Below are 13,113 nucleotides of genomic sequence, written 5' to 3'. Positions count from 1 at the left end.
GTGGAAAAATTGGATTTTTTAACACTGATCAGTTGGATAATGTTTATTATTTTAATCATTGGGATTATAATTGGTGTTTTTAAAATTTTTGAGAGTTCAAAACCACGTGTTGAGAATTTAGTGCTTATTGCAATATTGGTTGCAATTAGCGTTATGGGAACAATACCTACCGCTGCCCTACCTGGAGTACAGGCTGCCTCTTTTATAATAATCATGACTGGGATAATTTTCGGAAGAGAAACTGGATTTATAACTGGAGTTCTCACAGCCTTGGTTATGGATATGTTTTTAGGTCTGGGATATTGGACAGTATTCCAAATGATCGGTTGGGGGCTGATGGGATTAACTGCAGGAATATTCAGTTCTAGACTTGAAAATATATACTTAAGAGGAGCATTTGGATTTATATGGGGCTTCTTTTATGGATGGATTACAGATATTTCCATGTTAGCATTCCTCAGTACAGTTAATTTAAATTCTGTTTTGGGTGTTTTTGCTGTAAGTGCTCCTTTTGATTTAATACATGGAATTACTAATCTTATTCTCTTAGTTCTCCTATATGGAATATTTAAACGTATATTTACTCGAGCTAGAGATAAATTTGTTTTTCCAACACGGCAAAACAGTGCTACAAAGAAAAAAAGTTTAGATAAATGATAATTTAGATTATGGAGGTGTGTATATTAGTAAAATTATGATAAGTAATTAATCTGGACTTGATATTTAGATAAAGTCTTATAATTTATGGATAGTTAAAAAAAAGTTGCTCATTGGGGTAAATGTAATTAGAATTTATAAAATTTTATTTGAGGTGTTAAATTGGTGGAAAAGAAAAAACCAGCAGATGGATGGCCAGTTATAAATGGAGACTACATTGTAGGTGACCCTCAAAGTTGTGTGGCTGGTGCAACTCTGGCATCACATATTGAATCCATATTGACTGATGTGGGGGCGGCAATTGCTGGACCAGTTAAAACTGAGAACCTGGGAGTCGAAAAGATGATAGGTAATTTAATATCTAACCCTAACATTAGATTTCTTATTTTGTGTGGTTCAGAAGTACAGGGGCACATAACAGGACAAAGTATAGAGGCACTGCATGCAAATGGCGTAGACGAAAAAAGTAGAATCGTTGGGGCCACAGGCGCTATACCTTTCATTGAAAACATGCCCGAGGAAGCTATAGAAAGATTCCAGCAACAAATGGAAATAATTAACATGATCGATGTAGAAGATGTAGAGCAAATTCAGTCAACTGTTAAAGAATACATTGAAAAAGATGCTGGAGCATTTGAAGAGGAGACAATGGTTATTGAGTTGGAAGAAGATAAAGAAGAAAAAAATCTGAAATCAGAACCAGAAACTACATTGCTTTTTATAAAAAAACGTAAAAAAAGTGAAAATACGTAACCTCCACAATAATATTGAGATCCAAACAGTTAAATAATGCCCCTGAGGGGTAATTTCCATATTATATGGATATGAATAGGATACATTAATTAAAAATGAAACTAAGATTGGAGGATTCTAACTGAGCTCTTCATATGATTTAACAAATTCTAATCAAAAAATTAAAGATTTATCTCATGATTTCAAACTTATTTTCAAAACAGGCACGGGAGAAAAGGTTTATTGTTGTGAAGATTCCATTGTTGTAAAACTGCCGAAAGAAAGGAATTCATTAACTACCTCGTGGCTAAATGGTGGTTATAAAGAAAATATGGATGCGATATTTAATCATCAATTGAAAAAACCAGGAAAAAATAATCCAGATGGTCTTGAAGGCCGCAGTGTTTTAGAATATATGAAGATCACTGCAAAAAGACTTGGATTGAATCATAGGAGAGTTTCAGGACTAATTACTGCCGCGTCTATGAAAAATGTAGCTATATCCAATAAAAGTTTCAGGGGCCTGGAAGTAACAGCAATAGTGACTGGAGGAGTTTATAATAATGGGGGTCGTGCTGGAGATCCTGCATCCTATTATGAAAAGGATGGTAATTTTAAGTTTATAGTAGGAACTATTAACACCATTTTAATTATAAATGCTAAGTTACATGAAAGTACACTTTTAAGAGCGATTATGACTGCAGTAGAGGCTAAAACAGTAGCTCTTCAAGAGCTTATGGCCCCTAGCAGATATTCTAAGGGCATAGCCACGGGTTCAGGAACAGATAAGATTTCCATAATTTCTAATATGGAAAGTAAAAACGTCTTAACCATTGCAGGTAAACATTCTAAGTTAGGGGAATTAATTGGAAAATCTGTTATTGAAGCCACTAAAGAAGCACTTGCAAAACACACTAATTTAACACCTGATTCACAACGTGATATGCTTACCAGATTGGAACGTTTTGGAATAAATGAAGAAACTTATTGGAATTTTATAACACCGAAACAGGGGACACAAAAAAAGGAATTTATAGGAAATCTCAATAACTTTTCTAAAAATACGTTGGTGGTGGCTATGGTTTCTTCTATTTTACATATTATCGACGAGATAGAATGGAAATTAATCCCAGAACAGGCAGGTAAAAAAACAGCAATTTCGATCATGAAAACACTTCCTCAGATGCTTAAAATTGGAAAATTCTCATTTGATGATGAATTATTAACTGAAAATGATTCTATCCTTGATAATTGGATTAGAATTAGCTCATGGTGCGTAATGAAAAGTTAATAACTTTTTAGTGATACAGCTCATCTATGATCTCAACTTTTTTAAATTATATCCAGTTGCAATAAAATGAAGATAATATACTAATTGTACAATTCCCTTTCGTAAAGATGTTAATGTGATGGTGATATGATGAAATTAACAGTAATTCATCCTGCAGTTTACATAATTTATTATTTAGTTTTAATAATATTTGCCTTCCTTTTCAATAATCCATACTATTTAATCTCGTTATTAGTTTGTGTTTCGGTTTTAATCACATTACAAGGTATTAGTAGTGAATTTAAGAATTTAATCCGATTTTTTATTCCTATGTCTTTATTGATCATCATTTTAAATCCTTTAGTATCCCATGTGGGGGTTACAAAGATATACCTCATGGGAAATTATTTTATTACACTGGAAGCTGTGACATATGGGATTATAATGAGTTTATCTCTTTTAATAATATTATTATTGTTTACATCTTACAGTAATGCCGTTTCTTATCAGGAAATGCTTTATATTTTTTCAAAGAAATTTCCTAATATTTCAATGATAATTATAATGGCCCTTAGATTTATTCCATTATTGAATTTCAGATTAAGTGAGGTAAATAAAGTATTCCAGTTTGACCAGAAACATTCTAATAATGAAAAAAAAGATGAAGGCAAGATAGATAAGCTTAAAAATACAGCTAAAATGCTGGCAGTTGTTGTATCATGGTCTTTAGAGGAATCTATGCTTACTGCGAATTCAATGAAGGCCAGAGGATATGGTATTACTCAGAGAACCAGTTATTTATCATTTAAATTTAGAAAAATCGATTATTATTTCATGGTAATTGTATTGGTTTCAGCCTTGGTTTGCATAGCTGGCCTCCTACAGGGTCAAGGCAGGATAGAAATTTATCCACAATTGAATTTTTCATTTTCTGAAAACATATTTAATATGTATTATTTTTCATTTTTAATCTTGTTATTACCATTAATCTATTTAGAATTTAAGGAGAGATTAGTATGGCATTAATCAGCTTTAAAAACTTTAATTTCAAATATTTGGATACAGATAAAAATGTCCTCTCTAACATAAATTTAGAAGTACTCCCTGGAGAGTTCGTTTTATTTTGTGGACCCTCTGGATCAGGCAAAACCACATTGTTAACTAACATAAAAAAAGAAATACGCCCAAATGGGCATTATGATGGGAAAATCTATTATGATGGCACTGATTTAGAGGATCTGGAAGGAGAAAGATCAGCTAGTGAAATTGGCTTTCTATTTCAAAATCCTGAAGATCAATTTGTATCTGATAATGTTATCCAGGAAATAGCTTTTTCTCTGGAGAATGTTGGACTGCCAACCCAGGAAATTCGAAATAGAATTGCTGAAATGGCAGCTTTCTTTGGATTGGACAAATATTTGTATAAAAAGGTGGATGAATTATCCGGTGGACAAAAACAATTGGTAAATTTATGTTCGTTGTTGGTACTAAAACCTAAATTACTACTTTTAGACGAACCAACATCTCAATTGGATCCTATTGCAGCTTATGACTTTATATCCATGCTGCGAAGACTGAATGAAGAATTTTCAATCACTATTATGGCCACAGAACATAAAATAGACAATATATTCCCTTTGGTAGACAAAACTGTTTTTCTAGATGAAGGCTATATAAAATATATAGATAAAGCAAGAGAAATTTGTTCCAGGGCATGGAAAGACAATATATTCAGTAATTATCTGCCTTCGGTTACTAAACTTCACTTTTTATTACAATCTAAACATGATTTTTTGAGTCAACTTGAAATTCCATTGAACATACGTGAAGGACGACATGAATTAAATTTTCTGGATAATAAATTAAAGCAATCATTCAACTCCAACTTATTAGACTACGATTTTAGTCTTGATAAAAATATATTTGAAAAATCAGAGAGTGATCCTAGCAAAAATAGCCATAATAACTCCAATAGTTTGTTAAAATGTTATGATGTTTGGTTTGGTTACATAAAAGAACACATAGTTTTAAAAGGAATTTTTCTCGATATAAACAAGGGAGAATTTCTCAGCATATTGGGAGGTAATGGAACCGGGAAAACAACTTTAATGCAAATTTTATCAGGCTTGATGAAACCCCAAAAAGGCGATATTAAAATTAAAAAGGGCAAGACAATGGGTTACGTTCATCAAAATCCTATGATACATTTTTGGCATGATACTGTAGAAGAAGAGTTATCCACCTCTTCGTTAGAGGAATTAGAAGATAAAATTAAATCTAAAAATTCTGCCAGATTTAAAAAGGTAGGTAGTTTTTTCACTCAAAATAGTTCTAAATCTAGAATTTTTGATTCGGAAAATAAGCGTTCCATATCTGAACATGAAAGGGAAGAACTCATAGACTTTTTTGGTTTATCTCATCTATTAAGTAAGCATCCTTACGATTGCAGTGGTGGTGAAAAACAGAAAATAGCCATTGCAAAGGCTTTACTAAGTAAACCCGACATCTTATTTTTAGATGAACCTACCAAAGGTTTAGATCCTATTTCAAAACTGCATTTAGCCAATATATTGAAGAGGTTGCAGGAGTCTGGTTTAACAATTGTCATGACCACTCATGATATTGATTTTGCAGCAGAATATTCAGAAAGGTGTATGATACTATTTGATGGAACCATACAAGTGGATGCTAGTCCTAGGGCAGTATTTTCTAATAATAATTTTTACACCACCTTCATGAATCGTTTAGTCAAAGATTATTTACCAGATTGTATAACGTTAGGTGATGTTAAGGATAAATGGATTGCTTAACAAGTTTTTCAATTTTTAACCAACTATAAAAATAGGCAAATAAATAAAATCAGGATTTCATCTTTTAACTATCAGATAACTGTTACTATGAGTTATTAATAATTTCTTTTAACAAATTATTTTAAGCCAATATCCATAGACCAGTATCCATCTCTCCAGTATTTTTCTTTAGGTTTGACTTGTAGAGGGAATGAAAATATGGGTCCGTCTATCACCAAGGTGTGAAACTCTCCTCCTTCACCTGAAATATCAATATCTGCATTTTTAAAATCTTGGACCATATCCCAATCAAATATTTTACCTAAATATTCTTTGGCTACAACATCATCCTTTACAGAGATTACCATGGCCTTAAAATTTAAATCTAATAATTCTTTAACCAAACTTTCTCTTTTTTTCTGCCAAAGTGGAAGATAAGCTTTTATTTGTACTGAGGAACAAACTTTTTCTAGCCATTTTCTATGTTCTTCTAAGTCTATATCTCCAAAAATTCCATAATTAGTATCATTTTTTTTTATTTCTGATAAAACAGAAATAAACTCTTCTTTGTAACCCTGCCAGCTGGCAGAACCAAATATAACTGGTATTTTCAAAGATTCAGCCTGTTTTTCTATTATTTCTCTGGGAATTCCATGAGATCTGGATCTTTGTCCGTTTTCGGTTAACATGTTAAAAAGATATGAAGGTACGCCTCCCTGATCAATGGCACGATATAATGCTAAACAGGAATCTTTACCACCGCTCCAAGAGCAAAAGAAAGAGGAGTTATTTATCATTTTTTTACCTCCCGACTCATTAAAAAGGTTATCTATAAATTTAAGAAAATTTATTTCAATTTGGAATGAAGATGTTCTAATTTTTTTTATTAAGAGGGTTTATTATAAATTTTTTAATTAAATCATTTGTGTATTAAATTATAGTTGCCAAAAAGGATGTCTTATTTTATCTTAAACTATTTAATTTTCAAGATTTGGTTAGTTAAACTATTATATAAATTTTACTTTATTTTTTTTAAATTTTACTTGAAAAAATCGATAGTTATTTATACAATTTTTGTTGAATTTGATTTAAGTAAACTTGAATAATATTGTTGATCTTAATTTGAGTATACTTGAACTTTTATATTTAGTAAAATTAATGGAGGTGAAAAAATGAAAAAACAAGTAAAATTACTATTAATTACATTTGTTTTTGCATTAGCAATTTGTGGAACAGCGACAGCAGAGGATTCAACTGGGGGTGAGTTGGAACAACCTATTAGTGATGATCCAACTTCAGAATCACAAGATCAAGACAGTTCACAGAGTAATGATTCATCCACAAATACTAATGATAATCAAGAGGTAGATCCTGAAATAACGCTGACTATAGAACTGGAACATCCAGAAGCACTATATGATGACCGGTTACCTAAGGTTGTAGTAACTGACAGCCAGGGTAACATTATTGAAGACGTAACCATTACAAAAACTGGCGACAATACTTACAAAGTCAATTTTATAAGTAGTCAAACCAGCTTCAATCTTAATGTAAGTGCCTTGGGACATGTACCTCAAGATGTGAATGTAATAGTTTCAAGCATCAACCCTGCAGATCCTGTGCTTTACGGTCAGGCAAATGTGACATTAAGGGCTTACAACATGCTTATATTAAGCGGATGTCCCAACTATTCAAAGCCCATAGTTGTATCCAATCAAAAACTTAGAGATGAAGGATATTACTTTAACCTGAGTTTCTTTACCAACACCGAACTAACTTCAGGAAATACCACTATAGAAAATAAGATAAAACAAATGGCAGCAAAGGCTGATCTTATTGTTCTTGAAATGATAAGTGAAGTAGACACAGTTAATAAAGTTTATGAACTCATAAATGGAACCAATGCTCAAATAATAGCTTTAAGGTGTGGTGTGGGCTTTATTAATGATCCAACGATAGATTCCAACGACACTGAACTTCGAACGTACTGGGATGGAACTGGAGAAGAGAACATGGAACGATTCCAGTTGAAGGCACTGCAATACGCGGGAATGTTTGTTGATCCATCCAAAGATTTAAGTCCAATAAACTGGCTTACTGGATTTATATATCATCCAGATTCAGAAACACCAATGTTCACCAGCTTGGAAGAGTACCAGAATTGGTACATAGAAAGCGGACATTACCAGGAAGGAAGACCATGGGTGGGGATGATGGCCTATGCATCTACATTTATCAATGGTAACAGCGAAATGCAACAACAGATACTCCGAAGTCTGGAAGAAAAAGGTTTAAACGTGATCCTAACGATAGGCAAAGGAGACGCAGACAGAATAAATGCCATAAACAATTTCTTCATGGATGGTGACACATGTATTATAAGCGCTCTGGTAGCGTGTGTTGGTTACAACATGGTCTATGGTAAACCCGAAGAAAGTACAGTCCTACTTGAGAAATTGAATATCCCTATATTCGCACCTATTTATTCCTCCGATTTAGAAACATGGGAAAATGACTCTTCAGGCCTTTCCAGTGAACTATACTGGCAGGTGGCCTGGCCCGAAATGGAGGGAAGGATTGAACCTGTGATGATGGGAGGGGTTACATCCAATGAAACCGATCCTTATACAGGAATCAATATCCAGCGATACACTCCACTACAGGACAGAATAGAACGAATAACCAATCGAGTTTTAAACTGGACACAACTTCAAACACTTTCAAATTCTGAAAAAAAGGTAGCATTAATCTACTACAATTTGCACGGTGGAAAAGATGGGGTAGGGGCCTCATATCTTAATGTTCCTGAAAGTATAGCTGAAATACTTAAAGCATTAAAAAATGATGGATACACAGTCCCTGACGATTACTCAGTAGAATACATAATCAACATTCTAACAACAGTTGGAAATAATGTTGGTTCATGGGCACCGGGAGAACTGGAAAAACTGATAGAAGCAGGTGCTATAACCATATCTTTAGACGAGTATATGGAATGGTTTAATTCCTTACCAGAAAATCTTCAACAAGAAGTTATAGACCAATGGGGTCCTGCCCCTGGTAATGTTATGGTATATGAAGATAAAATAGTAATTCCGGGTATAATGTTGGGAAATATATTTGTAGGTGCTCAACCAATGCGTGGATGGGGAGAAAATTCGACAGATATAGCACATTCTGCTACATTACCACCTACTCATCAATATATTGCATTCTACATGTGGTTACAAAAAGGAATGGAAACCAATGCAGTAATACACCTGGGAACACATGGAACTCTGGAATGGCTACCTGGAAGAAGTGTAGGACTCGGTGAAGACGATTGGCCAGATGTTTTACTGGGTGATGTACCTAATATTTATCCATATATCGTGGACAATACTGGAGAGGGAACCCAAGCCAAAAGAAGAGGATATGCAGTTATAATAGACCATTTAACAGCTCCAATAATTGTTTCTGGATTATATGGAGATCTTGCTCAGTTACAGGATCTTATAAACAGTTATGACAACACTGAACTTCAAGAACGAAAAGAAATCCTTAAAGCACAAATATTGGAATTGGTTGAGAAATTGCACCTTGACGAGGATTTAAACCTTAATTTGGAAACTACAGAATTTGAAACCATCAAAAACATGGTGGAACACAATTTAGAAGAATTATCTGCAACGCTGATGCCTTATGGACTTCATACCTTTGGACTTGCATTAGAGGGAGAAGTTCTGGATCAAATGGTAGAATCCATTGTAAGTTTTGACCCTGCAAACCGGGACAATGCTGAGTTCAGGGAGATGATTAGAGAATTACTCTCTCAAAACTTAGAGATAATGAATCTTCTTGCTGCACTACGTGGAGAATATATTTCACCATCTTTAGGTGGCGATCCAATACGAAGAGCTGAAGATGTCCTACCAACTGGTGTGAACTTTTACTCTTTTGACCCCAGAACAGCTCCAGACAGAACAGCGTGGTTAATAGGCATGGAAATGGCAGATGATATGCTGGAAGATTACTATCAAAAAAATGGATGCTATCCTGAAACTGTGGGTATTGTAGTCTGGTCTACAGAAACAATGCGAACCGTTGGTCAGAGTATTGCCATGATCTTAAGATACATGGGCTTGGAACCTGCATATGATAGTAAAGGTCGATTCACAGGAGTTACTGTAACCTCTCTAGAAGAGCTTAACAGACCTCGTGTGGATGTATTAGTAACCATAAGTGGTCTTTTCAGAGACACGTTCTCTTACACCATAAATATTCTGGACTCAGCAATAAGAATGGTTGCCAATCTATCAGAGACCACAGAGGACAATTATATCAAAAAACACTATTTGGAAGATCTTGGTGAATATCTACAAAACGGAATGAGTTCTGATGATGCAGATATTTTAGCTGGAGCCCGTATATTCGGACCTCCACCAGAAGCCTATGGAACCGGAGTGGCCCAACAGGTACCTTCAACCTCAAAATGGGATGATTCATCAGATTTGGTTGACACCTACCTTTCCAGGATGTCGTATATTTATGGAAATAGTGCGTATGGTATCAATGGATTGGAAGCATTCAAAAACCAGTTAAAAAATGTGGACGCCACTATACAGGTTAGAGATAACAACTACGGTCTTTTGGACAATGACGATGTTTACCAATACCTTGGTGGCCTTACTCTGGCTGCAGAAACTCTTTCAGGTAAAGATCTGAGTGTTTACATTGCAAATACTAGGATCACCCCTAAAATCGAGACTCTGGCAGAGTTCATGTCTAATGAAATCCGAACTCGGATGTTGAATCCAAAATGGACGGAAGGTATGCTAAACGAAGGCTTTTCTGGAGCAAACGAAATAGCTAAAGAGATAGGTTATCTTTTTGCCTGGGATGCTGTAACCTCTGAGGCAGTAAAAGATTGGATGTGGGAAGAAATTGCCAATACTTACGTATTCAATGAAAACACGCGCAGCCAGTTTATGGAGGCTAATCCTTACGCATTCTCGTCGGCTGTGGCGTGGATGTTAGAGGCTATCCATAGGGATATGTGGAGTGCAGATTCTTCAACCATAACCCAACTGGCCAATTACTACATACAGACTAATGTAGAGTATGGAGTCACCTGTTGTCATCATACCTGCGCTAACTTAAATTTCAATCAGTGGCTTGTTCAAATGTCCTCTCTAAACACACAACAATTACAGCAGTTCAACAATGTTCTGAAAGCAGCGACTGGAAATTCAGTAACAGTTCAAGATAATTCTAACCAAGGAGATTCAGCCAATCCTGGTTCTAATCCCTCAACTGTTGATGTAGCTCCACAAGGTTCAGTTGGAGAAGTTCAAGAATCCACTGGACAGACCGAAGGTTCTGTTGGTGAATATTCCAAAACATCAGAGGTATCAACTTCAGATGTTGGTGATTCCCAGCAGACATCCTCCAGTCAAAATTCCAACTCCTACGAGGTTACAAAAACCGAAGCTCAAAGTTCATCACAAAGTGGGATGCCTACTTACGCACTCATAGGTGTGATTCTGGTTGTAGGGTTGATAGCATTTGGATATTTCAGAGGTGTTAAAAAGTAAGTAGACAAGTTCGAGTATTAAAACATTCAAAAATTTGTTTAGATAGATTAGAGGATTCAAATCCTCTCTTTTATTTTTTTAAATAAATGAGGATTGGGATCAATTAAAGTATTAAATTTCTTCCAATTACTTTATAAAAAATAATACATTAGTAATTGGTATTACTATTAATTGAAATCACGGTTCTAAAGTAATAATACCAAATAAATAGAAATTATTATATATTATAAAACTAAATGTGGATTTGATAAATATGTTGGAATTATTATGGAAATTAGGAGTATTATCTGCAGTACTGGTTTTTGGAGTTAAAATTGGCCTAGCAATGGGTTTTGCTGGGTTATCAAAGAAATTAGCGGCAGTTATTACTATAGGATATGGATTGGGTATTTTAGTTCTAACCAAAATTACCGAAGGATATGCAGATGTTCTTCAAAAGGTAGTATATGATTATAATTTTGTTATATTCATCTTAATGGCTATAATAATATTTTACGCAGGTTTTCACACAGTTAAACAGTGGAAAATCCACAGAAAAAGTCATGCGAAAGCTTCATGCATGGCCATGGTTGCACCATGTCCCTGTTGTTTTGGAGCAATTTTGGCAACAATTATACTAGTTTCTCCTCTTATCGGAACATCAGCCTTTTCTATAGGACAGTATGCTGCTTTATTTCTAAGTATTATTATTGGTATATCATATTTAGCTTCGAATTATATTGTAAAAATTTCAAAACAACCCTACCCTGTATTACTTGGAAATTACATGATCTTTGTAGGATTATATTTTTTAGCTTCAGCTATAATACTTCCTAACATAAATTCAGTATTATCTTCTGAAATTACTCCTTTAACTATACCCTCAGCAACTACAATAATATACGCAGTCGTTGCAGTGGTAGTATTAATGGCTCTAGGAGTTTACATTTCCAAAAAAACAAGTCCATTAATTGAATAATCAGAGGTGATATAAATGGTGGCAATACCTGGCAGTGAAATACTAAGTAGCAGTTTACACGTAATATCTCAGAGTCTTATTATACCTGTTATAATAGGCCTTTTACTTTTCATGTTATATGCGATAATAAGCTTCGGAGGATTGATTTCAGAATATTCTGGTAGGATAAGATACAATATTGGAGAAATAGAAAATGTTATAAGGTCTATTGCAAATCCTGGAACTCCTGAAAAAGTCATATCTGTGGTTGAAAAAAGCAACATGCCTCAATCATATAAGGACATTTTGATCAATTTAGCATCCAATAGTGATCTTGGTGAAAAGTCGAGAGAAGCTCTAGCCAGAAAATTAATTGAAAACGAAGAACTTAAAGCAGCAAAAAGTCTGGAAAAAACAGATATGGTTACAAGATTAGGGCCAACACTGGGTTTAATGGGAACTTTAATTCCTATGGGACCGGGATTAGCAGCTTTAGGTAATGGTGATATACAAGGACTTTCTCAAGCCATAATTATTGCATTTGATACCACAGTTGTGGGGTTGGCTGCTGGTGGAGTGGCTTATGTCATATCCAAAATAAGAAGAAGGTGGTACGAGGAAAACCTTTCTAACATTGAAACTTTAACTGAAGCTGTTTTGGAGGTTTTAAATAATGCTAAGACGCAGACGCCTGTTATCGGCTGATCATGAAGAAGATCCAATGGCAGGTACCGCAAACTTGGTGGATGCTATGCTGGTTTTATCAGTTGGATTTTTAATTTTCTTAGTTATTTCATGGAATATGCAGAGTGTGGTATTCAGCGATGCATCTCCTGAGGAAAAAAAACAAACTATGGAAGCTATGCAGAAGGCAGCTGAAGTAGAAATGGGTAAAGAGATAAATGATACTCCCCAATCCAATACTGGAGAAGGAAGTGGATACGTGGAAATGGGAACAGTTTACAAGGATCCGGATTCAGGCAAACTGATCATGGTAGAAGGTTGACTCCTATTTTTTTCTGTTATGCATTGGATAAACTTCCCTTTTTACTGTTTAATTACCTTTTTACATTTTAAATACTTTTTTTATTAATTTTTTCCATTTATATCTAAACTTTATATCTAAAAAATATAATAATTGTATTAATCACTGGT

The 13,113-nt window shown here is 34.4% G+C and carries 10 protein-coding genes; 9 read left to right on the top strand and 1 reads right to left on the bottom strand.

What is annotated here, in order from left to right:
• The first annotated feature begins 9 nt into the window (after positions 1 to 9).
• The 5 genes from CIT01_00980 (at position 10) to CIT01_00960 (ending at position 5,469) form a co-directional block, all read left to right on the top strand.
• Positions 10 to 657: a hypothetical protein gene (locus tag CIT01_00980; GenBank protein ID AXV36875.1), complete on the top strand. Its 648-nt coding sequence runs from the start codon at positions 10 to 12 to the stop codon at positions 655 to 657.
• Positions 658 to 819: 162 nt separating this feature from the next.
• Positions 820 to 1,410, top strand: coding sequence for a tetrahydromethanopterin S-methyltransferase subunit A (gene mtrA / locus CIT01_00975; GenBank protein ID AXV36874.1), 591 nt, complete (start codon positions 820 to 822; stop codon positions 1,408 to 1,410).
• Positions 1,411 to 1,531: 121 nt separating this feature from the next.
• Entirely contained in the window at positions 1,532 to 2,680 is a 1,149-nt protein-coding gene (locus CIT01_00970) for a hypothetical protein (protein AXV36873.1), read from the top strand.
• A gap of 129 nt (positions 2,681 to 2,809) precedes the next feature.
• On the top strand, positions 2,810 to 3,685 hold the full coding sequence (locus CIT01_00965; protein ID AXV36872.1) for a cobalt ABC transporter permease: 876 nt from the start codon (positions 2,810 to 2,812) through the stop codon (positions 3,683 to 3,685).
• Positions 3,676 to 5,469: a cobalt ABC transporter ATP-binding protein gene (locus tag CIT01_00960; protein AXV36871.1), complete on the top strand. Its 1,794-nt coding sequence runs from the start codon at positions 3,676 to 3,678 to the stop codon at positions 5,467 to 5,469. Before CIT01_00965 ends, CIT01_00960 begins: the two co-directional genes overlap by 10 nt.
• Before the next feature lie 116 nt (positions 5,470 to 5,585).
• Here CIT01_00960 and CIT01_00955 read toward each other — a convergent pair whose 3' ends face one another.
• The gene (locus tag CIT01_00955; protein ID AXV36870.1) at positions 5,586 to 6,245 is read right to left on the bottom strand and encodes a hypothetical protein; all 660 of its coding nucleotides are present in this window, start codon (positions 6,243 to 6,245) and stop codon (positions 5,586 to 5,588) included.
• Between the two features lie 375 nt (positions 6,246 to 6,620).
• Here CIT01_00955 and CIT01_00950 point away from each other — a divergent pair, with 375 nt between their 5' ends.
• The 4 genes from CIT01_00950 (at position 6,621) to CIT01_00935 (ending at position 12,964) form a co-directional block, all read left to right on the top strand.
• Positions 6,621 to 11,021 carry a cobalamin biosynthesis protein CobN gene (locus CIT01_00950; protein AXV36869.1) on the top strand — a complete coding sequence of 1,467 codons (4,401 nt, stop codon included), beginning with the start codon at positions 6,621 to 6,623 and terminating at the stop codon, positions 11,019 to 11,021.
• A gap of 253 nt (positions 11,022 to 11,274) precedes the next feature.
• Positions 11,275 to 11,979 (top strand): transporter, encoded by a 705-nt coding sequence (locus CIT01_00945; protein ID AXV36868.1) that lies wholly within the window; start codon positions 11,275 to 11,277, stop codon positions 11,977 to 11,979.
• Positions 11,980 to 11,994: 15 nt separating this feature from the next.
• The gene (locus CIT01_00940; protein AXV36867.1) at positions 11,995 to 12,663 is read left to right on the top strand and encodes a flagellar motor protein MotA; all 669 of its coding nucleotides are present in this window, start codon (positions 11,995 to 11,997) and stop codon (positions 12,661 to 12,663) included.
• Positions 12,632 to 12,964, top strand: coding sequence for a hypothetical protein (locus tag CIT01_00935; GenBank protein ID AXV36866.1), 333 nt, complete (start codon positions 12,632 to 12,634; stop codon positions 12,962 to 12,964). The genes CIT01_00940 and CIT01_00935 overlap by 32 nt, the downstream gene beginning before the upstream one ends.
• The last annotated feature ends 149 nt before the right edge of the window (positions 12,965 to 13,113 follow it).

Origin of the sequence: Methanobacterium sp. BRmetb2, from assembly GCA_003491285.1 — an archaeon.
Classification (GTDB): domain Archaea; phylum Methanobacteriota; class Methanobacteria; order Methanobacteriales; family Methanobacteriaceae; genus UBA117.
The sequence above is the reverse complement of the archived record's forward strand: the minus strand, read 5'-3'. Positions and strand labels throughout refer to the sequence as shown.